A 23,716-nucleotide genomic window follows, 5' to 3' on the forward strand; every position below is an offset into this window, starting at 1 on the left:
GCGAGCACGGCGGCCCGGGGACATCCGCCGATCCGGCGGCCGAGCCTCGCGGCGTTCGGCAACCGGTTCGCCGACGTGGACATCCGCCTCCGGGAGGAGCGCGGCCGGCTCCGCGAGGAGGCGGCGCACCAGGTGACGGCCGACGGTGAGCGGCCGCCCGAACCACGCACGCGCCGCCACGCGTTCCGCCCGGCCTCACCCGGCACCACACGGCCGAGGACAAGGGGGTCTCCCCCGGGCCAGGCCGGGGCGCTCACCACTCCCGTACGGCGATCAGCTCCTCCGTGTCGGCGTGCGGGAATCCGTAAGCCGACGCCACGAAGGAGAAGTCCTCGGCGATCTCCTCGCGGGCCACGGTCTCGATCTCGCTCCCGGCCGCCTCGAACTCCGCCTCCAGCGCGTTGAACTCCTGGGTCGCCGCGTCCGTGAGCGCGTAGAGCGCCGGCAGGTCCGCCGGGCGCTCCGCCTCGACCCGCTCGCAGAGTCGCAGCAGGATCGCCCTCCCCCGGTCGACGACATGGTCCGGGTAGTACCCGTCCTCGTACAGCGCACGCAGGAAGGCGTGTCCCGCCACCTGCTGGTTCGTGATCGACATGCGCCTCTCTCCCCTCGTCGGCACGGTCGGGACCATCCTCCACCCCGCCACTGACAACGCCCCTCGGGTTTGCTTTCCGCACGCACCGGTCTAGGGTGAATCCAGATTTCAAACTTACTTCTGTTCGCCGCGCGGGCTCCCCCGCGCCCGCATCCCTCCGGAGCACCCGTGGACCTCACCGGCAGCACCGCGCTCGTCACCGGCGCCAATCGCGGCCTCGGCCGCGCCTTCACCGCCGCCCTGCTCGCGCGGGGCGCCCGCACCGTCTACGCGGCGGCCCGCGCCCCGGAGACCGTCGAGGTGACGGACCCCCGCCTGATCCCCGTACGCCTCGACATCACCGACCCCGAACAGGTCGCCGCCGCGGCCGGCCTCTGCTCGGACACCACGCTCCTGGTCAACAACGCCGGCATCCTGCGCGGGGGTTCGCTGCTGACCGCGCCCGGCCTGGAGGATGCCCGGGCGGAGATGGAGACCAACCACTTCGGCACCCTGGCGATGTGCCGCGCCTTCGCCCCGGTCCTGCGGAAGAACGGCGGCGGCGCGCTGGTCAACATGCTCTCCGTGCTCGCCTGGCACAGCCTCCCGCAGGCCGGCTCCTACGGCGTGTCCAAGGCGGCGGCCTGGTCGATGACCCGGGCGATCCGCGAGGAACTGCGCGAGCAGGGCACCCTGGTCGTCGCCACCCACGCGGCCTTCATCGACACGGAGATGGCGGCGGGTGTCGCCCAGCCCAAGACCGGCCCGGCCGACGTGGCCGCCCAGACGCTGGACGCGGTCGAGGCGGGACGCGAGGAGGTGCTCGCCGACGAGATCACCCGCCGGGTGAAGGCGGGTCTCGCCGGCTGACCCGGCCGAACGCGGGCCACGGGCGGACGGCGCGATGCGGGGCGGCAGCACGCGGGCGGCGCGCCACCCCTGCACGGGCGGGCCCCTCCCCGGCGTGTCGGAGAGGGACCCGTGCGGTGCCGCGCGGTCGGTCAGCGCTTCCAGCGGCCGCCCCTCGCCGCCGCCACCAGCTCCGCGACGGTGCCGAGTTTGACACGCGGGCGCCCGGCGTCGCGCCCCAGGGACCGTTCGGCCCGCTCGATGGCGGCGAGCCCGCGGGCGTCGACGAGGTGGCGGCTGCGGCTGCGGGCCAGCCGCTGGAACGCCTTCGCCGTGTGCGCGGCCGAGGGCGCGGCCAGGGCGCCGTCGACGGCGTCGGCGAGCAGACTGCCGATGGTCTCGGCGGCGCAGGTGCGGTTGGCTCCGATACCGCCGGACGGGCCGCGCTTGATCCAGCCGACGACGTAGGTTCCCGGCCGCCCCGTCACCCGGCCGACCTCGTGCGGGACGGTGCCGGTCGCCTCGTCGAAGGGCAGCCCGGGGACGGGGGCGCCGCGGTAGCCGATCGCCCGCAGGAGCAGGCCGGCCGGCAGGTCCTGCGGACCCCGACCGCCGGTGACGCGGACGGCCCGCAGGGGGAGGCGGCCACGGCCCGGGGCGTCGGCGTGGCCGTTCGGCTCCCCGCTCGCCCCGGCGGGCGGCTCCCCGACGAGCTCGACGGGTGCGGAGTGGAAGCGCAGGACGATGCGCCGCCGGGCCGGATCCGGGTCCGCCGACCAGTCGACCGTCTCGCGGGGTAGGCCCGCGAGGAGCGCGGCCCGGTCCCCGGGGGCCGCGGCGTCGATCGCCTCGCCGACCCGGGGATCGTGGTCGTCGAGGACCAGGTCCACTCCGGGCAGGTGGCGCAGCGCGAGCAGTTCGGACGTGGTGTACGCGGCGTCCTCCGGGCCGCGCCGGCCGAGCAGCACCACCTCGCGCACCCGAGCGGCGCTCAGTGCGGCGAGGGCGTGCCCGGCGATGTCGCTGGCGGTGAGGGCGGCCGGGTCGGAGACCAGGATGCGGGCGACGTCGAGCGCGACGTTGCCGTTGCCGACCACGACCACGCGCGGGCCGGTCAGCGTGACGGCGTCGGGCGCGACCTCCGGGTGGGCGTTGTACCAGGCGACGAACGTGGTCGCCGGGACGCTGCCCGGCAGGTCCTCGCCGGGGACGCCGAGCCGGCGGTCCGTGGAGGCGCCGACGGCGTAGACGACCGCGTCGTGGTGGGCGGCGAGCTCCTCGGCGGTGACGTCCCTGCCGACCTCGACGCCCAGGTGCATGCGCACCCGGGGGTGGTCGTGGAAGCGGGCGAAGGTCTCGCCGACCTTCTTGGTCGCGGGGTGGTCCGGCGCCACTCCGTAGCGGACCAGTCCGCCGGCCACGGGCAGCCGGTCGACGAGGGTCACCTCGGCGTTGGTGTGGAGCAGCAGGTCCTCGGCCGCGTACATGCCGGCCGGGCCGGTCCCGACGACGGCGACCCGGATCGGCGCGAAGTCGGAGGGGATGCTCCGGGCGAAGTCGGGTCGGCCCCAGGGGTGGAAGTTGGGGCCCGGGGGCGCCGGTTCGGAGGGCTGGTCCGCGAAATAGGCGGCGTTGAGGGCGAGGTGGTGTCGCTGCGCCTTCGGCAGGCTGTCCGCGGGGAGGATCGCGTCGACGGGGCAGGCGTCGGCGCAGGCGCCGCAGTCGATGCAGGCCTTCGGGTCGACGTGCAGCATCTCGGTGCTGCCGAAGGCCCGTTCCTCGGGGGTCGGGTGGATGCAGTTGACGGGGCAGACGGCGACGCAGGTGGCGTCGCTGCAGCAGGTCTGGGTGATGACGTAGGTCATGTCGTCGGCTCGGGTCGCTCGCTCGGGGACGGGGACGGGGACGGCTCAGATCAGGTGGGCGCGCTTGTAGAAGGCCAGCGCGGGTTTGGTGAGGAGGCCGGCCGAGGCCAGGAACTCCATGAGACCGGAGCAGCTGGAGCGCATCAGGGAGTGGTGGTGTTCGTTGGCCCGGGCCTCGACGAGGGCGCGCCGCGTGTCCAGCCCGGCGTTCGCGTAGACGTCGCGGTTCACCATGCTGGTGACGATGAAGTAGGAGGCGACGGCGATGACGAAGGCGTGGATCCGGCGGCGGAGGGGCCCGGCTCGACGCAGTCGCTTGCGGGTCTCGTCGCGCGCGAACTTCATGTGCCGCGATTCCTCGACGACATGGATGTTGTTGATGGTGCGGACGAACGGTACGACGCGCTCGTCCCGCATCCAGTCCCGCTGCATGACGTCGAGGACCTCCTCGGCGACCAGGATCGCCGCGTAGGCGGCCTCGCCGAAGGCGAGCGTCTTGAAGGCCCGGCCGAGTTCGACGACGGGGCGGCGGGGCCGGTAGGCCGGGGCGCCCAGCTTGGCCGCGCCGCGGGCGAACATGATCGAGTGGCGGCACTCGTCGGCGATCTCGGTGAGCGCCCACTGGAACTCCGGCCCTGTCGGGTCCTTGGCGTAGATGTCGCGCAGCACCATCTGCTGCAGGATCATCTCGAACCAGATGCCGGTGCTGGCGACGGAGGCGGCCTCCTGCCGGGTCAGCTCCTTGCGCTGGGACTCCGTGAGTTCGTTCCAGTAGGCGGTGCCGTACAGGGTGCTCCACTCGGGGCTGGCGCCGTGGAACTCCTTGTCGAGCGGGGTGTCCCAGTCCACCTCGGTGGCGGGGTCGTACGACAGCTTCGCGGCGGAGTCGAGCAGTCGCCGCGCGACCTCCTGCTCGTCGAGGCGGTCACGGTCGTCGCCCCGGGCGGGGCCCTGTTCCTGATCCCGGCCCTCCGGCCGAACGGTGCTGCTTGCCATCCTGCGGCTCCTTGAATCGAGTGATCGACCCGTCGGCTTATTAGACGTCACGTCTAGCAAGCTGTTAGACGGAACGTATAACAAGAGCACCGGGTGGGCCTACCCCCCGGTAAGAAATCCGTACCGTCTCTTCACGGCACGGCCGCCCGGAGGCCGGTCGACTCCACGGGCACGGCCGCGGCCGGCATCGGCACCGTCGGCGGTGAACTCCCGTCGAGGCGGGGCGGGAGGAGACGTGCACCCCTGGGCGAAGGGCGGCGCCCGGCCCGCCGCGGCGCACGCGGGCCGGGGTCTCGACTTGCGTCCCGCCCGACTCGCGCAAGGCTGGGACGGACAGCCCGCGCAGCCCGCAGGGAGAAACGATGCAGGATCTCGCAGCCCTCGCCGACGAACACATGGCCAAGGCGCGCACCGACGCGCACGGCCGGAGCGCCCACGTGGTCATCCACGACGGGGTGCTCCGGCAGAGCGTCATCGCGCTGGTGTCCGGTACGGCCCTGGACGAGCACAACGCGCCGCCCGCCGCGAGCCTCCAGGTCCTGCGGGGCCGGGTGGCCCTCACGGCGGGAGGGCGGTCGCAGGAGCTGTCGGCGGGCGAGCTGCAGATGATCCCGAAGGAACGGCACGGACTCTCCGCGCTGGAGGACGCGGTCGTGCTGCTCACCGCCGTCAACGACTGAGCGCACCCCGCCGAGGGAGTCCGGCGGTAACGGCCGCGCCGGGCCGGGGCGGGCGGGGTCCACGGCGGGAGGGCGGACGGACGTCACACGGTCTCGTGCAGGTCCTCGGCGTAGTACTCGACGGCCTCCCGGTAACGGCGCACCGACGGGTCCTCGCTGGTGGCGGCGAGCAGGCGCAGCAGGAGCCGCGTCGACTCGTGGTGCTCGCCGGTGTTGAACAGGGCCATGGCGAGGAAGGTGCGCAGCGCCCCGTCGTCGGGGAACTCCTCGGCGCCGCGGCGCAGGGTGGTCACGGCCTCCTCGTAGCGGCCGAGCACCCGGTAGGTGCTGCCGAGTCCGAGGAACGCGCCACGCCGGTCCTCCTCGGCGAGCGCTGCGGCGGCACCGAGCGCCGTCTCGTAGAAGGGGACGGCTTCGGCCTCCAGGCCGAGGACGTCGTGCGCCCAGGCGGTCTGGTAGGCCACTTCGGCGTCTTCCGGATGGCGTGCGGCGAGGGCGAGGAGACGTTCCCGTGCCTCCTCGCGGGCGCCCTTCTCCCGCAGTGCGACCGCCTCGGCCAGCAACTCGTCCCGCGCGCCGTTCGCATGTTCGCTCATGGCGCCATCCTCGCAGGTCGCCGCGGGAAGCGGGTGGGAGCGATCCAGATGACGGACCGCCATACCGCGCCCCCGGTTTTGTGGAGCCCCGGCCCATAGGAGCCGCGGCCCGGCCGCCTCTAGCCTCCCGGCCATCACCCATGACCGAGCCGCCCGGGAGTACTCATGCGACCACCCCACACCGCCCGTCCGCGCAGGCTGGCAGCGCTGCTGCTGTCCGTGGCCGCGGTCCTCTTCCCCCTCGCGGCGCCCGGCGGCGCGACACCCGCGGCCGCGGCGGCCCCGGCGCCGGTTCCCGGGACGCTCCAGCCGTACGACGTCGGCGCGGTCTACAGCTCGGGGGTCTCCTCGGGCGGCTACATGGCCACCCAACTGCACGTGGCGTACTCCGGCACCTTCGGCGGATCGGCGGCCTTCGCCTCCGGCCCGTACGACTGCGCCCAGAACCTGCTCGCCACCGCGCTCAACGCCTGTATGAACACGACCCAGGACCTGCAGCTCGCGCAGCTGGAGCAGACCACCCGGAACTGGTCGGCGCAGGGACTCGTCGATCCGGTGTCCCAGCTGGCCGGCGACCCCGTCTACGTGTTCAGCGGTTCGGGCGACACGACCGTGAAGCGGCCGGTGGCCGACGCGCTGGCCGACTACTACGGGCGGTTCGGCGCCCGGGTCCAGTACAACCGGAGCACCGCGGCCGGGCACGCGTGGATCAGTCCGCTGGGCCCCAACTCCTGTACGGTCACGCAGACTCCGTGGATCAGCAACTGCGGTTTCGACGCCGAACGCGACCTGCTCGGCCACCTGCTGGGCACGGTCGCGGCCCCGAGCGCCTCGCCGACGGGGTCGCTGATCCGGTTCGACCAGAACCTCTACGCCCCCGGCGGCGCGGCGGCGCCCCTGTCGCTGGACGAGAACGGCTTCGTGTACGTCCCCGCCTCCTGCTCGGGCGGGGCGACGTGCACGCTGATGGTGGCGCTGCACGGCTGCAAGCAGGGCCACGGGTATCAGGGCTTCGGAACCCAGTTCATCGACAAGGCGTATCTGAACGAGTACGCCGACACCAACCGGATGATCGTGCTGTACCCGCAGGCGGCCGCGACGGCCACGCTGGAGAACCCCAACGGCTGCTGGAACTGGTGGGGTTACCTCGGCGACTCGGCCTACGCCCGGCACGGCGGCAAGCAGATCGAGGCGATCATGGGCATGGTCCGGGCGCTGCGCGGCGGCGGCACTCCCCCGCCGGCCGGTGACCGGATGACGATCGCCGGCACGGACGCGCAGGACGGGTACGTCAAGGCGGCGGCCGACGGTTCGGGGGCGACTGTCGGCACGCTGGAGGACACGTACGGGCTCGCGCTGGGACGGGGCACCGACGGCAAGGTGAACCGGACCCTGCTGTCCTTCGACACGTCGACGATCCCCGCGGGGAAGGAGATCACCCGGGCGTACCTGACGGTGAACCGCAGCAGCGGTTCGGGCGACCCGTGGTCCTCGCCCGCGGGGAACCGGCTGCTGGTGGACGTCCGGACGGGCTGCTTCGGCGGCTGCGCGGTCGAGGCCGCCGACTGGGGCGCGACCGCCACGGTGGCGGGCGGGGCTTCGGTCGCCGCGTTCTCCTCGGGCGGCGCGGTCTCGACGGACCTCTCGGCAGCGGCCCTCGCGGCGTTCGACCGCAGGGGGACCACCCAGTTCCGGCTCCGGTTCGAGGCGGCTCCCACGTCGACCGCGTATCTCTTCGTCAACAAGGACACGCCGGTGACGCTGACGGTCGAGTACCGGTAGCCGCGCTCCCGGCGGTGCCCGGCCGGCCGCGGGCCGGGCACCGCGGGGTGGCGTCCCGCTCCCCGCCCGGGGGGAATCCCCGCTTCCGGGGTGAGGCCGGGGCCACCCGGAGGCCGGGGGGCCGTCGGATGTCCCGGGGAGCGCCGGCTCCGTAGCGTCGTCGCCATGACCGAGACCATCACTTCCGACTCGCCCCGGGACGGGGCCCGTTGCCGGCGCGTCCGCCGTCTCGCGGCGGCCTCGGCCGCCGTCGCCCTCGCCGTCCTCGTCGCGGTTCCGGCCGTCGCGGCACCGGCCGGGACGGGCGTCGCCGCCACCGCCGCTCAGCACCGACAGGCGGCGGGGCGCGGCGCCCTCCTCGCCGTCACTCCGGTGTCCGACCTCGGCCGGGCCGAGGTCGCCACGTTCCTGGGCGCCGCCGGCATCGACACCGGGACCGTGCGCCACGGGGTGCGCGGCTACCGGCTGACCTACCGGACCGTCACCCCGCAGGGGGCTCCGACCGTCGCCACCGGCCTGCTGGTGCTCCCCCGGGGCGGGGAACGGCGGCTCGACCTGGTGTCCGACACGCACGGCACCATGGTCCACCGGGACTACGCTCCGTCCGTCACCGAGGACTTCGGGCTGTACGCCCCCTACCTCCACGCCTCCGCCGGGCGGGCGGTCGCCGCCCCCGACTACCTCGGGCTGGGCCGGGGCCCCGGGCTCCACCCGTACATGGACACCTCGTCCTCCGTCTCCGCCTCCCTCGACATGCTGCGGGCCGCGCGCACCGCCGCCGGCCGCCTGGGCCGGCCGCTCACCGGCGACGTGTACGGCACCGGGTTCTCCCAGGGCGGGCAGGTGGCCATGGCGCTCGGCCGCGAGCTGGCGCGGGGCGCGGACCGGCGCTTCCGGCTGCGCGGTCTCGCGCCGGTCGCGGGGCCGTACGACCTCCGGGGCGCGGAGGTCCCCGGCCTGCTCGACGGGCGCGTCAACGACATCAGCGGTGTCTTCTACATGGCGTACTTCCTCACCGCGCAGAACAGGCTGCACCCGCTGTACCAGGACCCCGCGGAGGTGTTCCGCCGACCGTACGCCGACCAGGTGGAGGGGCTGTTCGACACCCGCCACACCGAGGAGGAGGTGGTCGGCAGGCTGCCCGGCTCGGTGCGGGAGCTGCTGACCGACGCGTTCCTCGAACGGCTGCGGCATCCGGACGGCGCGCTGGCGGCGGCACTCGGGGCCCAGGACGGCACCTGCGACTGGAAGCCGGCGGTCCCCGTCCGGCTGCACACCGCGGCCGGGGACACGGACGTGCCGATCGCCAACTCCGCGCACTGCGCGGCCGATCTGGCCCGCCACGGGGTGACGGCGCCGGTGGTCGACCACGGGAAGGCCGACCACAACGGCTCCTTCAAGCTGGCCGGACCGCACATCGTGCGCTGGTTCGACACGCTCGCGCGCGGCTGACGGCGCTACGGCGGCCCCGCCCGGATCCCGGGCGGGGCCTCTCGGCGCCGCCGCCGCTCAGGGCCGGCGGCTCGTGAGGACGACGAGTCGCTGCGTCGCCCGGGTCATCGCGACGTAGCGGTCGACGGCTCCCGCCACGCCCGTGCCGAAGTCCTCCGGGTCGACGAGGACGACCAGGTCGAACTCGAGCCCCTTCGAGAGCTCCGGCGTCAGCGAGCGGACGCGGGGCGTGTCCCGGAACGTCGGGTCGCCGATGACGCAGGCGACCCCCTCGGCGTGTTCGGCGAGCCACGACTCGATGATCCCGTCCCGCTCCGTGACGGATCCGCGGACGACGGGGATGCCGCTGCTGCGCACCGAGGTGGGCACGTTGGCGTCCGGGAGCGCGGCCCGGATCACCGGTTCCGCCTCGGCCATGACCTCCTCCGGGGTCCGGTAGTTGATGCTCAGGGACGTCACGTCGATCCGGTCGAGCCCGATCCGCTCCAGCCGTTCGCGCCACGACTCCGTGAAGCCGTGCCTGGCCTGGGCGCGGTCCCCGACGATGGTGAAGCTCCGGGACGGGCAGCGCAGCAGCAGCATCTGCCACTCCGCGTCGGTCAGTTCCTGCGCCTCGTCCACGACGATGTGCGCGAAGGGACCGGCGAGGGGGTCGGCCCCGGAGCCGGGCAGCGCGCTCTCGTCGACCAGGCTGTCCTGGAGGTCCCGTCCGCGCAGCATCGTCACCGCCCCCTCGCCGTCGGCGTCGGCCGCGATGATGTTGTCGATGACACCGGCCATGCGTTCGCGTTCGGCGGCGGCGGACGCCTCCTGCCGGCGCCGTCGACGGGACGCCTCCGGGTCGCCGAGCCGCAGCCTGGCCGCGTCCAGGAGCGGCAGGTCGGACGCCGTCCACGCCTGGGCGTCGGCGCGCTTCAGCCGCCGGACCTCGTCGGGACCGAGCCAGGGGGCGCACATCCTCAGGTAGGCGGGCACCGACCACAGGTCCCCGACGAGGTCGGTCGCCTCGAGAAGGGGCCATGCCCGGTGGAAGGTGTCGACGAGTTCGCGGTCGCCGAGCAGGGCCCGGCGGAAGCGGTCGACGGGTACGTCGCCGTCGTGCTTGTCCAGCAGGATCGTGACCAGCTCGTCCCAGACCTGGTCCCGTGCCTCGTTGTGCGCCGTGCCCGGTCCGGGCGCGGCGAACGCCTCGGCCCAGTCGTCGGCGGTGAGCCGGACCTCGGCCCACGGGGTGCTGACCGTCATCGCCTCGGACGGCGGTTCCTCGTAGAAGGCGACGGCCTTCTCGATGGCCTTCACCATGGCCGCCGACGACTTCAGCCGGGCCACGGCCGGGTCGGTCTCGTCCGGGGCTGCGGCGCCCTCGGGGACGAGGTCGCGCAGGGTGCAGGTCCGCACGCCGTCCTCGCCGAGGCTGGGCAGGACGTCGGCGACGTAGGCCAGGTAGGGCTGGTGCGGACCGACGAAGAGGACGCCGCCCCGCCGCTGCCCGAGCCGGGGGTCGGAGTAGAGGAGGTAGGCGGAGCGGTGCAGGGCGACGACCGTCTTGCCCGTGCCCGGGCCGCCGTCGACGACGAGGGCGCCGCGGGAGCCGGCCCGGACGATGGCGTCCTGGTCGGCCTGGAGGGTGGCGAGCACGTCGCGCATCCGCTCCGTCCGGTTGGCTCCCAGGCCGGCGATGAAGGCGGACTGGTCGTCGAGGGCCGCGTGCCGTTCGAGCCCGTCGGCGGTGAACACCTCGTCCCAGTAGTCGCCGATCCGGCCGCGGGTCCAGCGGTACCTGCGACGGCTCGTCAGGCCCATCGGCCGGGCGTGGGTGGCCGCGAAGAACGGCTCGGCCGCCGGGGAACGCCAGTCGACCAGCAGGCGGCGGCCCGTGCTGTCGGTGAGCCCGAGCCGTCCGATGTACAGGGGTTCGGCGTCGTCCGCGCCGACGACGTGTCCGAGACAGAGGTCCAGGCCGAAGCGGCGCAGGGCGCGCAGCCGGCCGGTCAGCCGGTGGATCTCGGCGTCGCGGTCCATGGCCTCCCGGCCGACGCCGCCGGGGGCCCGGCGGGCGGCGTCGAGGCGTTCGGACAGTTCGGCGATCGTCTGTTCCAGGCTCTCCGCGATGGCCGCGAAGTGCCGCTCGTCGCCGGCGATCAGCGCCGGGTCGGCCTTGGCGGAGAGGCGCTCGGGCAGCTCGAACGGACTGGTGGTCAGAGAGTTCATGTCATCGGCTCCGTTCCGTGTCCACGCCCGCGCGGGCCGGTCGCGGGCAGGCCCGCCTCCCGGCACCGTGTGCCCGCGACCGCTGAGCGGTTCGCAGCGCCCGCTCGCCGTCACCGCACGCCCCCTGGACCGACAACAACACATGCACGGAGTGAGTCTCCTCTTTCGGTGGATTCCGGCTTCGGCCGATGATTCTGCGGCACCACCGGGGCCTTGCCGCAAGCCCCCCCGTGCGCTATAAGTTGAGAGTGGAAAGGAGTGGGTACTCCTCCTTGTCCCCCTCACCCCTCTCTTCGCGTCGCTGCCGTCGTCCGCCTGGGATGCGGGACAGCCCTCGGGATGCGCTCCCCCGCGACGTCGGTACAGCCCCGCTGCCGCGTGCGGGGCGACCCGTTCGGAGCACGCGGACCCGGAGCGTTCTCCGCGTACGGCGACACCGCGACGTCCCTGCGCGGAGCCGACCCGACCGCATCGCCCGCCCTCCGGGCGCGCGCCCGGACGGGCGGGACACGTCGGAGGCTGGTCCAGTGGAGGCAGTACTGCCCGGACTGCGACGCACCCTGGACGGCCTCACATGACCATGTCTCCCTTCGGTTCCCTGGGCGGATCGGATCCGTTCGACGACCTCCTCAACCGCTTCTTCGGCATGTCCCCCGCCGCCTCACCGCCGGCCGTCCAGCGCGTGCCGATCGGCAACCTGCTCACGGACTCGGCGCGCGAGCTGATCGGCCGGGCCACCGCCAGGGCGTCCGAGGACGGAAGCCCCGACCTGGACACGGAGCATCTGCTGTGGGCGTGCACGCAGATCGAGCCCGCCCGCTCGCTGATCGCCCGGACCGGGGCCGACCCCGACGAACTGGGGCGGGACATCGCGGAGGTGCTCCCGGGGGCGAGCGGGACGCCGTCCGCGGAGCCTGGTCTCACGCCCGCCGCCAAGCGCGTCCTGTTGCGGGCGTACCAGCGTTCGCAACAGTCGGGGGTCTCCTACATCGGTCCCGAGCACATCCTCGGCGCGCTCCTCGACGACCCGGGCGCGGCGGCGGCGAAGACGCTGGGCGCCTTCGGGACGGACGTCGGGGGTCTGCGGTCGACGGCGGACCGGGCCGCGCGGGCCGAGAGCGGGCCGACGGGGTCGGCGCCGGAGAGCACCACACCCACCCTGGACGAGTACGGCCGCGACCTGACGGAGGAGGCGCGGGCGGGGAAGCTCGACCCGGTGGTGGGACGGGCCGACGAGATCGAGCAGACCGTCGAGATCCTGTCGCGCCGCTCGAAGAACAACCCCGTGCTGATCGGCGAGCCGGGCGTGGGCAAGACCGCGATCGTGGAGGGTCTGGCCCAGCGGATCGTCGCGGGCCAGGTCCCCGAGACCCTGGAGGGCAAGCGGGTCATCGCGCTCGACCTCTCCGGTCTCGTGGCGGGGGCCCAGTACCGCGGCCAGTTCGAGGAGCGGCTGAAGAACGTCATCGACGAGGTGAAGAACGCCTCCGAGTCGACGGTCCTGTTCATCGACGAGCTGCACACCGTGGTGGGGGCGGGCGCGGCCGGCGAGGGCGCCATGGACGCCGGGAACATGCTCAAGCCCGCCTTGGCCCGCGGCGAGTTGCACGTCGTGGGCGCGACGACGATCGACGAGTACCGGCGCTACGTGGAGAAGGACGCGGCGCTGGAACGGCGCTTCCAGCCGGTGATGATCCCCGAGCCGACGGTGGAGCAGACGGTGCTCATCCTGGAGGGCCTGCGCGACTCCTACGAGGCCCACCATCAGGTCCGGTACAGCGATGCCGCCCTGGTGGCGGCGGCCGAGCTCTCCGACCGCTACGTCTCCGACCGGTTCCTGCCCGACAAGGCCATCGACCTGATCGACCAGACGGGCGCCCGTGTCCGGCTGCGCTCCCTCGGCAAGTCGACCGAGGTCGTCGACCGCGAGGACCGGCTGGCCAGACTGAGGCGCGAGAAGGACGAGGCCGTCGCGGCCGAGGACTTCGAGCGGGCCAACGCGATCAAGCAGGACATCGCCCGGCTGGAGGCGGAGCAGGCGGAGGTCGCCGAACGGCGCGAGGGTGTGCGGGAGGTGACGGTCGACGACATCGCGGAGGTGCTGTCCCGGCGTACCGGGATCCCGGTGGCGCAGATGACGCAGAGCGAGAAGGAGAAGCTGCTCAAGCTGGAGGACGCGCTGCACAGTCGCGTGGTCGGCCAGGGCGAGGCGGTCACCGCGATCGCACAGGCCGTACGGCGCAACCGGGCGGGCATGGGCGATCCGGGGCGTCCGGTGGGCTCGTTCCTCTTCCTCGGGCCCACGGGTGTCGGGAAGACGGAACTGGCCAAGGCACTGGCCGAGTTGCTCTTCGGGGACGAGACCCGCATGGTCCGGTTCGACATGAGCGAGTTCCAGGAGAAGCACACGGTGTCCCGGCTCGTCGGCGCCCCGCCCGGATACGTCGGGCACGAGGAGGCGGGACAGCTCACCGAGAAGGTCCGCCGGCAGCCCTACAGCGTGCTCCTCTTCGACGAGGTGGAGAAGGCGCACCCGGACGTCTTCCACACCCTGCTGCAGGTGCTGGACGACGGGCGGCTCACCGACGCGCAGGGCCGCACGGTCGGCTTCCGCAACTGCGTCGTGATCATGACCTCGAACATCGGCGCGCAGCGGATCCTCGCCCACCACGGCGACGTCTCGGAGATCCGGGACGACCTGATGCGGGACCTGCGGGGCCACTTCGCGCCCGAGTTCCTCAACCGCATCGACGAGACGATCATCTTCCACGGGCTGCAGAAGGAGGATCTCGGGCAGATCCTCGACCTGCTGCTGGAGCAGAGCAGGCGCCGGGTGCACGCGCAGGGCATGGAGCTGGAGGTGACCGAGGCGGCGAAGGAGCTTCTCGTCGCGCACGGCCACCAGCCCGAGTTCGGTGCCCGCCCGCTGCGCCGCACGATCCAGGCGGAGCTCGACAACCGCATCGCCTCGCTGCTGCTGGGCGGCGAGGCCGATCCGGGCGACACGATCGTGGCGGACGTCGAGAACGACGCCCTGGTGTGCCGGGTGAAGGTCCCACAGGCCGCCTGACCGGGCACGTGCGTCACGGGGCCGGCCACACGGGAGCGCCCGCGCGGCCGGCCCCGGCCTGCGGCGTTCCGGGCTCAGACGGTCTCGGTCCGCGGTCGGACGCCCTGACGCGTGGGCTCCGGTCCCGGGTCGCGGAGGATGCCGGCCGCCCCGGCGGCGACGACGCAGAACGCGACGGGCAGCAGGAAGGTCAGGTTGAGCGGCACGAGGTGGGTCAGGGGCCCGATGACGGCGGGTCCGGCGAGCATGCCGAGGTAGCCGAGTCCCGCGACCCGCGAGACGTTGACCCCGGCGGCGTCGCTGTCGGCGTGGCCGGCGGCGCTGAAGAGCTGGGGGATGCAGCCGGAGAGGCCGGCGCCGAACACGGCCCAGCCGGCGAGCGCGAGCGGGATCCAGGGGGAGAGCGCGGCCGCGGTCAGGCCGAGCGCGGCGATCGCGGAGCCGTGGCGCAGGATCGCCACCGGACCGAACCGGCCGGTGAGGCGGTCGGCGAGCAGGCGTCCGGCGGTCATGGCCGTGGAGAAGGCCCCGTAGGCGAGCGCGGCGGTGGCGGCCGGCGCGTCCAGGACGTCGCGCAGGTGGAGCACGCTCCAGTCGTTGGCCACGCCTTCGCAGAGCATCAGCATGAGGGCGACGGCCGCCAGGATCCAGATCCGTCGGGGGGTACGACGTCCGGCGGGTGTCCCGGTGCCGGCGTCTTCCGCGGTGGCGGCGCGGGCGGCGGCGGGCAGCAGCGCGCGGGCGGTGACACCGGCGACGACGAGGCCCAGGACGGCAGCCGCGGCGAGGGTCACCGCGGGGGCCATGCCCCGGTCGAGCGTGCGGGCGCCGATCAGGGCCGCGAGGACGCCGCCGAGGGAGAAGGTGGCGTGGAAGGCCGACATGACGGGGCGTCCGTAGCCGCTCTCCACCTGGACGGCGTGGGCGTTCATGCTCACGTCGAGGCAGCCGTTGCCGAAGCCGAGGAGGAGCAGGGCGGCGCCGAGCGTCCAGGTGTCGACGGCGAGTCCGGGCAGCACGACGGCGGCGCTGCACAGGGCCGCGCCGAGGGGGACGACGGTGCGGGCGCCGAGGCGGTCGGTGAGCGGTCCGGCGAGCTGCATGCCGGCGAAGGCTCCGAGGCCGAGGAGCAGCAGAAGCCAGCCGAGGACGGCGTGGCCGATCCCCACCGCGTGCGCGACGGCCGGGATGTGTACGACCCACATGCCCAGGAGGAAGCCGTTCAGGGCGAAGTAGACGAAGGTGGCGACGCGGGCGTTCCGCAGGGTTCTCTCCATGCCGGCGAACCTATCGAACAATCTCCATGTTCGAAACCTTGCGTTTCGAACAAGCATGATGTTCTATCGTGGAGTGGCGAGTGCAACGAACACCGAACGGCTGCGGCGGATCACGGACGCCGTGCGCGCGGCGGGCCGGATCGGCGTGGCCGAGCTGGCGGCGCTGACCGGCGCGTCCGAGATGACCATCCGGCGAGATCTGGAGCTGCTGGCCGACCAGGGAGTCCTGGAGCGGTACCGCGGCGGGGCGCGCAGTCTGCTGCTGCGCGGCGAGGAGCCGCCCTTCGCGCTGCGGTCGGGCGAGGGACGGGACGTCAAGCGGCGGATCGCGGCCGAGGTGGCCGGACTGATCGCGGACGGCGAGTCCGTCGTCCTGGACAGCGGCACGACCTGCGTCGAGGTGGCCCACGCTCTGGAGCAGCGACGGGTGACCGTGATGCCGCTGTCCCTGCACGCGGTCAACGCCCTGAGCGGGGGGCCGCGGCTGACGCTTCTGGTGCCCGGCGGCCGGCCCCGGCCCGGCGAGCTGGCGCTCACCGGGCCGCTGACGCTGGCGTCGCTGTCCGCCCTGCGGTTCGACACGGCCGTCGTCGGCTGCTGCGGGCTGAACGCCGAGCACGGGCTGACGGCGTACGACCTGGACGACGCGGCGGTCAAGCGGGCGGCGATCGCCTCGGCCCGCCGGGTCGTCGCCGTGACGGAGGGGGCCAAACTCACGCGGACCGCACTGGCCTTCGTGGCGCCCGCCTCGGCGCTGCACGCCGTGGTCACGGACGACTCCGCCCCGCACGAGGAGACCGAGGCGCTGGCCGCGGCCGGCGTGACGGTACGCCGGGCCTGACCGCGCCGGGCCGGCAGCGGCCCGTCAGAGCGCGGATCGGTCCCATTCGAGGGTGACCCGCAGGTTGGCCGTCGCGCTGCCCTTGACGATGAGCGCGGTCAACTTGCCCGACTCGAGGCCCAGCTGGCAGCCGAACTCGACGGTCGCCCGGTCCGGCGCCGCGCGGTGCAGGGCCTCGCCGATCTGCCCGGCGAAGGACGACAGCGCGTGGGTGACCTCGGAGAGGTCCGGGGTGAGCGCCCGAGGTCCTTCCAGGCCTTCCTCGGCGAGGTCGGGCCCGAGGCGCTCCGTTTCCACGAAGAGGACGGCCTCACCGAGGTCGACCTTGGTGACGTCCGGCATGGCGGTCCTTCCCGAGGAGCGGGTGGCGAACAGAGCGTCAGTATCGCCGCGGGGTGCGGCGCGAGCACGGGGAGCGGTCATTCGGCCCAGCCTCCGGCTCAGAGGGCGGGGTTCAGCGAGCCGGCGGGACGGGGGTGCGTCACCGGGCGCGGGCCGAGCACGCTGCCGTGCCGCCAGTCGGTCCAGCTCAGGTTCCAGTCGCCGAAGCCGTTGTCGAAGGGGCTCATCGGCTCGCCGTATCCGTTGACCACCTGGACGAGATCGCCCTCGCGGACGGTGCGGAAGAGCCAGGCGGCGTCCTCGGTGCTCATGCCGGTGCAGCCGTGGCTGACGTTCTCGGTGCCCTGGGCGTCCGTCGACCAGGGAGCGGCGTGCAGGTACTCGCCGCTCCAGGTGACCCGGGTCGCCCAGCGGACCTTGAGGTCGTAGAAGTCCTCGCTGCCGCGGGCGATTCCGATGGAGTCCCCGCGCATCCGGACCATCGGTTCCTTGCCGAGCACGACCTTGATGCCGCCGCGGGTCCGGTAGCCGGCCTTGCCCGTGGTCACGGGGATGGTGCGCAGGATCTCGCCGTTGCGGCGGACGGTCATCCGCAGGGCGGCGACGTCGGTGACGGCCTCGACGCGATCCCCGGTGGTGAGGGTGAGCGGGTTCGACGGGCCTCCGTACAGGCCGTCGGTGACGCGGAGGCCGTCGAGGCCGCTGCGGACGCGGACCGTGGCGTGCGCGGGCCAGTAGCCGCGGGGCCGGTAGTGGAGGGTGGTGGGGCCCACCCAGTACCAGGAGCCTTCGACCTGCGGCTCGGAGCGCACCTCCAGGGCGCGTTCGACGACGCGGCGGGCCTCGGGACGGTCGGCGGGCACCGGCAGGTTCAGTTCGGCGGTCAGGGGCTGCCCCACACCGTACGTACGGCCGGGGTCCGGCCCGAACGTCGCCACCAGCCGCTCCCCCGCCGGGGCCCGGTGGGTGCGGAACTCGAGGCGCGCCGCCTGCCGTCGCCGCCGGTCCGGTCCGAGGCCCTCGACGGCGAGGCGGACGGTGAACCGGCCGCCGGCGGGGAGCGCGTTCGCGCTCGTCCAGCGGGTGCGGTCCTCGGCCGCGTGTCCGGCGACCTGCCGCCCCCGTTCGTCGACGACCGTGACGTCGGTCATCCGGCCGGGGGTCCCGAGCGCGATCTCGACCGGTCCGGTGACGGTCTCCTCGAAGGTGAGGGGGCTGACCGTCGTGACGGCGCCGGCGGGCAGCAGCACGGTGTAGCGGGGTGCTCCGCACAGCCCGCCGGCGGGCCCGCAGGGGTCCACCCGGAGGATCGCCGGGCGGTCGGGCGCCGCGGCCGGCCGGGGCGCGCGGACCTCCGCCGGGAACTGTGCCGCGGTGGCGACGAGGACGACCCCGACCGTGACGGAGAGCGCACCCCGCCTCGTGGTGTTCCTTCGTGACGGCACGTCGGACGCCCTTCCTTCCCCGCGGCACCGGTCGACCGCAGTATCAAAACGGATGACAGGACGAAAAGATGATCAACCGACCGGGCGTGGCGCGAGGGAGGACTCGGAGACGACTCGAAAGCACCAATCCGGCGCCTCAGCCGGGCGTGCCGGGGGTGGGCGCGAAGGCGGCGCCGTGGCCGGGGACGACGAGGGCCGGGGCGAGGTCGAGGATGGCGCGGCGGGAGGCGTGGAGGGCGTCGGGGTCGGTGGCGTACGGGTCCTCGGCCGGACCGTCGGCGGACCACCACAGGTGGGTGAGGACGACCAGCCCGTCCGCGGTGTCGGCGAGGGTGCTGATGTCCTCCGCCGTGTGGCCCGGGGTGGCCGCGAGCCTGATCGACGGCGAGAGCCGGAAGCCGTCGGCCGGGCGGTCGGTCCACAGGTCGTCCTGGTAGACGGCCCAGTGGTCGTGGTACCGGGCCGCCGGGAAGAGGGCGGCGTTGAGCGTGTGGTCGGGATGATGATGGCTGAAGACCACGTCCGTGACCTGCTCGGGAGCGATACCGGCGTCCGCGAGCGGCCCCAGGATGAGGGCGCGGTCGGCGACCATGCCGGGATCGACGACGACCACGACGTCGCCCTCGCGCAGGAGGCTGACGGTGGACGCGGTGCGGGGGCCGACGTAACCGGCGGTCAGGACGGTCAAGGTGGCGGTCATGGGCGCACGCTAGCGCGGCCCGGTCGGGCAGTTGAGCGATTTCCAGCCACCCGCCCTCGCGAATTCTCGCCAATGATCACGCGGGCGCCAACGCGCGGAGGGCTTGTCAGCGCGGCGGCTCGGGCAGCTCCTCCCCCGTCTCCAGGAGGGACTTGAGACTGGAGAGCAGCGAGGGCCAGCCCTCGCCGATCATGTCGCGCATCATCCCGTCGGGTTCCAGGTCGTCGTGGGTGACGACGAGCTTGACGATGTCCCCCGCCGGCTCGATCGCGAACGTCACCTTGGAACGGCGTTCCTTCGACAGCCGCGCGTAGGTCTCGTCGTCCACTCCGACCGCCTCGGCCCACTCGGGCGTGAAGGAGTGCCAGGTGTACGAGAGCAGGCGGCCCGGCCGGGCCGCGAGGACCACCTGGTCCGGGTCGGCGGTCTGGCGGCCGTCCTGGTCCCAGACCATCCGCGAGCCGGCCGTCCACGTGGTCTCGAAGGCGACGCCCCAGTAGCGGCGCGTGAAGGCGGCGTCGGTCAGGGCCTGCCACAGCTCGTCCGGGGTGGTGCGGATGTACGTGGTGTAGACGAACGCGTTGCTGTCCATCGGGGCCGCTCCCATGCTGACTCTCGCGCATCCCCCGCCTCACCGCGCAGTCTTCCGACTACCTCCACGGTAGGCAGCCGGGTGCCCGACCGCCACGCAGACGCCCGCGTCCCGGCCCGCCATCCGCCGGTACGGCCGGACCGGGGCGGCGGACGGCGCGGCAACGTCCTGCCGGGGGCGCGTACGATCTCCGCAGCCGATCGGGCGGGTTCGCCCCTTCCGCCCCACATGCCCCGCACAGGGCCATCCGTTGAATAGGTGCGGAAGAAACTATTCAACGAACTGCTAGCGTGTCGGGATGTCGCTCAAGCACGCCGTCCTCGCCGCTCTTCTGGAGGGCGAGGCATCCGGATACGACCTGGCCAAGATCTTCGACGTGTCCGTGGCCAACTTCTGGGCGGCCACGCCGCAGCAGCTCTACCGGGAGCTGGACCGGCTCTCCGAGGCCGGCCTGATCGCCGCCCGGGTCGTCCAGCAGGAACGGCGTCCGAACAAGCGGATGTTCACGCTCACCGAGGCGGGCCGTGAGGACCTGGTCGCCTACACGACCCAGGCGCCGCGCCCCACCGCCATCCGGGACGAGCTGATGGTGCAGGTGCAGGCCTGCGACGAGGGCGACACCGAGGCGGTCCGCGGCTTCGTCCACGAGCGGATGGAATGGTCGCGGGGGAAGCTGGCGCGCTACGACCGGCTGCGCGACTGGCTGCTCGACGGCCGGGACGAGGTGACGTACCTGCGGGAGGCCGAGCGGATCGGCCCCTATCTCACGCTCATGCGCGGCCGGTCCCTGGAGGAGGAGAACCTGCGCTGGGGCGAGCGGGTGCTGACGATCCTCGAACAGCGGCTGAGCGCCGCGAAGCAGACGAACTGAGCCACCGCGCCCGCCCGGGAGGATGACGGGGCGGGAGCCCGCTCCCCCTCGTCCGCCTATGCTTCTCACCGTGACCGATAGGAAGGCCGATGGCGCGGACGAGGGTGCCGGGGCGGCCGGTTCCTTCGAGGACGACCGCGCCGGGCGGTCGGCGGCCGCGCCGCGGGGGCCGCTCGACCTGTCCCTGCTGCGCACCTTCCTCGCCGTGCACCGCACCGGGTCCTTCACCGCCGCAGCCCGGCTGCTGACGCTGTCCCAGCCGACCGTCACCACCCAGATCCGCGCCCTGGAGCGCCGGCTCGACCGCGAGCTGTTCGAACGGCAGCCGCGCGGGGTGGCCCCGACGCCCTACGCCGACGAACTGGCCGCCCGCGTGGCGGCCCCGCTCGACGCGCTGGCGGCGGTCGCCGACCACGGCCCGCAGGCGCACCCCGCGCCGCAGCCGGTCCATCTGGCGGGTCCGGCCGAATTCCTGTGCGAGGCCGCGCTGCCCGCTCTGGCGCCCCTGGTCGAGGAGGGTGTCCGGCTCCGGGTGACCACCGGGCTCACGGAGGAACTCCTCGACGGACTGCGCGCGGGCCACCACGACCTGGTGGTCTCGACCGTCCGGCCCCGCGGGCGCACGCTGACCGCCGTGCCGCTGGTGGACGAGGAGTTCGTCCTCGTCGCCGCTCCGGAACGGGCGCTGCGGATCGACCGGGAGGCGCTCGCGACCGACGGGCCCGCCGCCCTGCACGGCGTGCCGATGGTGATGTACGCGGAGGACCTGCCGATCGCCCGCCGGTACTGGCGGCACGTCTTCGGGCGGCGGCTGACCGGCGAGGCGGCCGTCACCATGCCGGACCTGCGGGGGGTCCTGGCCACGATCACGGCCGGGGCCGGCTTCGGCGTCCTGCCGCGCTACCTGTGCCGGGCGGAGTTCGAGGCGGGCCGGCTGGTGGCCCTGCTCGACCCCGAGGACCCGCCGATCAACACGGCCTACCTGGTCCGGCGGCCGGGCGCCCCCGACAACCCGCACGTGGCACTGGTCCGCGACCGGTTGCTCGCCGCCGCCCACCGTTGGTGACGCACCTACCCTGCGGTAACGTCGCCTGGTCGGCGACCGGTGGGGCCGCCGGCACTGTGGCGGATTCGCGCAGACGCAGCCGAGCGGACAAGGGGCGGGCCGGATGAAGATCGGTGACATCGTCGAGGACTTCACTCTTCCGGATGAAACGGGGACCTCCCGGTCGCTGACCGGGCTGCTCGAGGAGGGGCCGGTCGTGCTGTTCTTCTACCCGGCCGCCATGACCCCCGGCTGCACGGCCGAGGCCTGCCACTTCCGCGACCTCGCGGGCGAGTTCCGGGCCGCCGGGGCACGACCGGTCGGCATCAGCTCCGACGAGGTCGAGCGGCAGCAGGAATTCGCCGACCGGCACTCGCTCGGCTATCCCCTGCTGTCCGACCCGAAGGGCGAGATAAGGGACCGGTTCGGGGTGACGCGCGGCTTCTCGCTCGCGCCGACGAAGCGCGTGACCTTCGTGATCGACCAGGACCGCCGGGTGCTGGAGGTCGTCCGCAGCGAGCTGCGGATGAGCGCCCACGCCGACCGCGCGCTGGCCGCGCTGCGCACCCGCACCGCCTGACCCGTCCGTTCCGCGCGAACAGCCGATCGCTCTCGACATGCGGGCGATCGGCTGTTCGGTGACACTCACTCCTATAGCGGCGCCGTAAGCGCCCCGCTGTGGGAACGGAGTACAGGAATGGACGACTATCCCCTGCTCAACGTCTTCTGGACGATGCTCTGGTTCTTCATCTGGATCATGTGGCTCTTCCTGCTGTTCAAGGTGATCACCGACATCTTCCGGGACCACGAACTGAACGGCTGGGCCAAGGCCGGCTGGCTGGTCCTGTGCATCCTGGTCCCCTACCTCGGCGTGCTGATCTACGTGATCGCCCGGGGCAAGAGCATGACCCAACGCGATCTGAAGCAGGCCAAGGAGAGCGAGGCCGCGTTCCAGTCGTACATCCGCAAGACGGCCGGTTCGGGTGACGGGAAGAGTCACGCCGACGAACTGGCCAGACTCGCCGAACTGAAGAGCTCCGGCGCCATCACGGAGGAGGAGTTCCAGAAGGCGAAGGCCAAGGTCCTGTCCTGACCGGGACCGGAGGATCAGCCTCCGACGCCGCCTCCCGTTCGCTCCTCGCGAGAGCGCTCGCGGAACCCGGCCGGCTGCCCGAGCTGCTGGCCGGGTTCGCGTTGCGCCTGCACGGCGCCCGTGCCGGCCGGAGCGTGGCACGGCTGCGCGACGCCCACCCCGACGCGGGGCCCGAGGAACTCCAGGCGCTCGTGACGACACGGGGACGCCGCCGGGTCGTCGCCGAAGGAGCCTTCGTGGGCGGCCCGTTCATGGTCCTCGTGCCGTTCGCCTTCTGTGCGGCGCTGCTGGCGCAGGCACGCACGATCCTCGAACTGGCCGGTCTCGACGGCCGGGACACCACCGACCCGGCCCGCGCGGCCGAACTGCTGGTGCTGCAGGGGGTGTACGCCGACGTCGGCGCGGCGGCGAAGGGCCTGGAGGCCGGCCCGGAGCCGCCGCCCGAACGCCGGGGCCGGCTGTCGTCCTTGTGGGTGCTGGTCCTGCGGATGGCCCGGCTGCTCGGCCTGGTGACGCCCGACGAGGCGCCCCGGCGGCTCGTCCGGATCGGGCAGTGGACGCTGCTGGCGGTCGTGTTCCTGACCGGCCTGGTCGCGCCGCTGGTCTGGCTCCCGTACATGGCGTTCAACTACCAGCGGGCGACGCGTCGGCTGAACCACCGGGCGGCCGTCTTCTACTTCGGCGGGCCGGGACCCGCGGCCCGGCGGCCGGGGCGCCTCGACCCGGGCACGGCCCTCGCCGCGCTGCGCGGCGCGGGGTCGCTGCTCGTGGTGGTCGTGGCGGTGGCGCTGGTCCTGCTCACCGACGTCGGCATCGCGGGCAGGCGGTGGCCGGTGCTGACCGCCGTGCTCGTCACAGGCTCGTTCCTCATGGGCGGGCTGTGGCTGTGGCGGCGTCGGCGCCGCCGCCGCGAGGACTCCGCCGGCGAAGCGGACCGCGAAGACCCCCCTTAATCAGTACGCGAGATACCTATTTGATAGCGTCAGCATGTGCGGTTGACGAAATTCACCGACCTGGCGCTGCGTGCCGTGATGCGCCTGGCGGTCTCCGGGCAGGACGACTCGGCCACCACGCGCGAGGTGGCCGAGGAGATGGCCGTGCCCTACGCCCACATGGCGAAGGTGGTCACCCGGCTGCAGCACCTCGGCGTCGTCGAGGCGCGGCGGGGCCGGGGCGGCGGCCTGACCCTCACCGGGACCGGGCGGCAGGCCTCCGTCGGATGGCTGGTCCGGACCCTGGAGGGCGAGGAGGAGGTCGTCGCCTGCGAGGGCGACCCGCCGTGCCCCCTGCGAACGGCCTGCCGGCTGCGCGGCGCGCTGCGTGAGGCGCAGGAGGCGTTCTACCGCACCCTCGACCCGCTGACGGTGGCGGATCTCGTGGAATCCCCGACCGGCCCCGTCCTCGTCTCGCTTTCCGGGCGACGCCCGGACTGACC

At 73.5% G+C, this 23,716-nt stretch carries 22 protein-coding genes; 12 read left to right on the forward strand and 10 right to left on the reverse strand.

The annotated features are described in order from the left end of the window. Nucleotides 1-253: 253 nt before the first annotated feature. Nucleotides 254-595, reverse strand: coding sequence for a DUF5713 family protein (locus ACE1OA_RS02385; protein ID WP_386545200.1), 342 nt, complete (start codon nt 593-595; stop codon nt 254-256). A gap of 168 nt (nt 596-763) precedes the next feature. On the opposite strand from ACE1OA_RS02385, the gene ACE1OA_RS02390 reads away from it, so the two are divergent. Continuing rightward, complete coding sequence (locus ACE1OA_RS02390; RefSeq protein WP_386545202.1) at nt 764-1,444, forward strand: SDR family oxidoreductase; 681 nt, start codon at nt 764-766, stop codon at nt 1,442-1,444. 131 nt (nt 1,445-1,575) lie between these two features. On the opposite strand, the gene ACE1OA_RS02395 is transcribed toward ACE1OA_RS02390, so the two are convergent. Beyond that, entirely contained in the window at nt 1,576-3,288 is a 1,713-nt protein-coding gene (locus ACE1OA_RS02395; RefSeq protein ID WP_432752141.1) for an FAD-dependent oxidoreductase, read from the reverse strand. A 45-nt stretch (nt 3,289-3,333) separates the two neighbouring features. Further along, entirely contained in the window at nt 3,334-4,284 is a 951-nt protein-coding gene (locus ACE1OA_RS02400; RefSeq protein ID WP_432752142.1) for an AurF N-oxygenase family protein, read from the reverse strand. A 362-nt stretch (nt 4,285-4,646) separates the two neighbouring features. Between ACE1OA_RS02400 and ACE1OA_RS02405 the strand changes: the two genes are divergently transcribed. Continuing rightward, nucleotides 4,647-4,964 (forward strand): cupin, encoded by a 318-nt coding sequence (locus ACE1OA_RS02405; protein ID WP_356605101.1) that lies wholly within the window; start codon nt 4,647-4,649, stop codon nt 4,962-4,964. An 83-nt stretch (nt 4,965-5,047) separates the two neighbouring features. Here the strand turns inward: ACE1OA_RS02405 and ACE1OA_RS02410 are convergent, their stop codons facing one another. Beyond that, complete coding sequence (locus tag ACE1OA_RS02410) at nt 5,048-5,560, reverse strand: tetratricopeptide repeat protein (protein WP_386545209.1); 513 nt, start codon at nt 5,558-5,560, stop codon at nt 5,048-5,050. 165 nt (nt 5,561-5,725) lie between these two features. On the opposite strand from ACE1OA_RS02410, the gene ACE1OA_RS02415 reads away from it, so the two are divergent. Next, nucleotides 5,726-7,342, forward strand: a complete 1,617-nt coding sequence (locus tag ACE1OA_RS02415; RefSeq protein WP_386545213.1) for an extracellular catalytic domain type 2 short-chain-length polyhydroxyalkanoate depolymerase — start codon at nt 5,726-5,728, stop codon at nt 7,340-7,342. A 165-nt stretch (nt 7,343-7,507) separates the two neighbouring features. Then, nucleotides 7,508-8,794: an alpha/beta hydrolase gene (locus tag ACE1OA_RS02420; RefSeq protein WP_432752143.1), complete on the forward strand. Its 1,287-nt coding sequence runs from the start codon at nt 7,508-7,510 to the stop codon at nt 8,792-8,794. Nucleotides 8,795-8,851: 57 nt separating this feature from the next. Here the strand turns inward: ACE1OA_RS02420 and helR are convergent, their stop codons facing one another. Further along, the gene (gene helR, locus ACE1OA_RS02425; protein WP_386545220.1) at nt 8,852-11,005 is read right to left on the reverse strand and encodes an RNA polymerase recycling motor ATPase HelR; all 2,154 of its coding nucleotides are present in this window, start codon (nt 11,003-11,005) and stop codon (nt 8,852-8,854) included. 574 nt (nt 11,006-11,579) lie between these two features. On the opposite strand from helR, the gene ACE1OA_RS02430 reads away from it, so the two are divergent. Beyond that, nucleotides 11,580-14,075: an ATP-dependent Clp protease ATP-binding subunit gene (locus tag ACE1OA_RS02430; RefSeq protein ID WP_432752144.1), complete on the forward strand. Its 2,496-nt coding sequence runs from the start codon at nt 11,580-11,582 to the stop codon at nt 14,073-14,075. A gap of 74 nt (nt 14,076-14,149) precedes the next feature. Here ACE1OA_RS02430 and ACE1OA_RS02435 read toward each other — a convergent pair whose 3' ends face one another. After that, nucleotides 14,150-15,352, reverse strand: coding sequence for an MFS transporter (locus ACE1OA_RS02435; RefSeq protein WP_432752145.1), 1,203 nt, complete (start codon nt 15,350-15,352; stop codon nt 14,150-14,152). A gap of 55 nt (nt 15,353-15,407) precedes the next feature. Between ACE1OA_RS02435 and ACE1OA_RS02440 the strand changes: the two genes are divergently transcribed. Beyond that, the gene (locus tag ACE1OA_RS02440) at nt 15,408-16,193 is read left to right on the forward strand and encodes a DeoR/GlpR family DNA-binding transcription regulator (protein ID WP_356605115.1); all 786 of its coding nucleotides are present in this window, start codon (nt 15,408-15,410) and stop codon (nt 16,191-16,193) included. A 24-nt stretch (nt 16,194-16,217) separates the two neighbouring features. Here the strand turns inward: ACE1OA_RS02440 and ACE1OA_RS02445 are convergent, their stop codons facing one another. The 4 genes from ACE1OA_RS02445 to ACE1OA_RS02460 all read right to left on the reverse strand — a co-directional run bounded on the left by ACE1OA_RS02445 (nt 16,218) and on the right by ACE1OA_RS02460 (nt 19,272). Then, nucleotides 16,218-16,616 (reverse strand): CU044_2847 family protein, encoded by a 399-nt coding sequence (locus ACE1OA_RS02445; protein ID WP_386540386.1) that lies wholly within the window; start codon nt 16,614-16,616, stop codon nt 16,218-16,220. Nucleotides 16,617-16,633: 17 nt separating this feature from the next. After that, on the reverse strand, nt 16,634-17,980 hold the full coding sequence (locus tag ACE1OA_RS02450) for an Ig-like domain-containing protein (RefSeq protein WP_432752146.1): 1,347 nt from the start codon (nt 17,978-17,980) through the stop codon (nt 16,634-16,636). A gap of 136 nt (nt 17,981-18,116) precedes the next feature. Next, nucleotides 18,117-18,680: an MBL fold metallo-hydrolase gene (locus ACE1OA_RS02455; protein WP_361309984.1), complete on the reverse strand. Its 564-nt coding sequence runs from the start codon at nt 18,678-18,680 to the stop codon at nt 18,117-18,119. 106 nt (nt 18,681-18,786) lie between these two features. Further along, a complete protein-coding gene (locus tag ACE1OA_RS02460) occupies nt 18,787-19,272 on the reverse strand; it encodes an SRPBCC domain-containing protein (RefSeq protein ID WP_356605123.1) in 486 nt (161 codons plus the stop codon). A 298-nt stretch (nt 19,273-19,570) separates the two neighbouring features. Here ACE1OA_RS02460 and ACE1OA_RS02465 point away from each other — a divergent pair, with 298 nt between their 5' ends. The 6 genes from ACE1OA_RS02465 to ACE1OA_RS02490 all read left to right on the forward strand — a co-directional run bounded on the left by ACE1OA_RS02465 (nt 19,571) and on the right by ACE1OA_RS02490 (nt 23,714). Further along, nucleotides 19,571-20,143 (forward strand): PadR family transcriptional regulator, encoded by a 573-nt coding sequence (locus tag ACE1OA_RS02465; RefSeq protein WP_356605125.1) that lies wholly within the window; start codon nt 19,571-19,573, stop codon nt 20,141-20,143. Between the two features lie 70 nt (nt 20,144-20,213). Then, nucleotides 20,214-21,209 carry a LysR family transcriptional regulator gene (locus ACE1OA_RS02470; protein ID WP_356605127.1) on the forward strand — a complete coding sequence of 332 codons (996 nt, stop codon included), beginning with the start codon at nt 20,214-20,216 and terminating at the stop codon, nt 21,207-21,209. 103 nt (nt 21,210-21,312) lie between these two features. Beyond that, complete coding sequence (locus tag ACE1OA_RS02475; protein ID WP_356605129.1) at nt 21,313-21,768, forward strand: peroxiredoxin; 456 nt, start codon at nt 21,313-21,315, stop codon at nt 21,766-21,768. 117 nt (nt 21,769-21,885) lie between these two features. Then, entirely contained in the window at nt 21,886-22,281 is a 396-nt protein-coding gene (locus ACE1OA_RS02480; protein ID WP_356605131.1) for an SHOCT domain-containing protein, read from the forward strand. A 134-nt stretch (nt 22,282-22,415) separates the two neighbouring features. Further along, entirely contained in the window at nt 22,416-23,234 is an 819-nt protein-coding gene (locus tag ACE1OA_RS02485) for a hypothetical protein (protein WP_432752147.1), read from the forward strand. Nucleotides 23,235-23,270: 36 nt separating this feature from the next. Further along, on the forward strand, nt 23,271-23,714 hold the full coding sequence (locus ACE1OA_RS02490; RefSeq protein ID WP_356605135.1) for an RrF2 family transcriptional regulator: 444 nt from the start codon (nt 23,271-23,273) through the stop codon (nt 23,712-23,714). Nucleotides 23,715-23,716: the final 2 nt, after the last annotated feature.

The organism is Streptomyces sp. JL2001 (genome assembly GCF_050917515.1).
Lineage (GTDB): Bacteria > Actinomycetota > Actinomycetes > Streptomycetales > Streptomycetaceae > Streptomyces.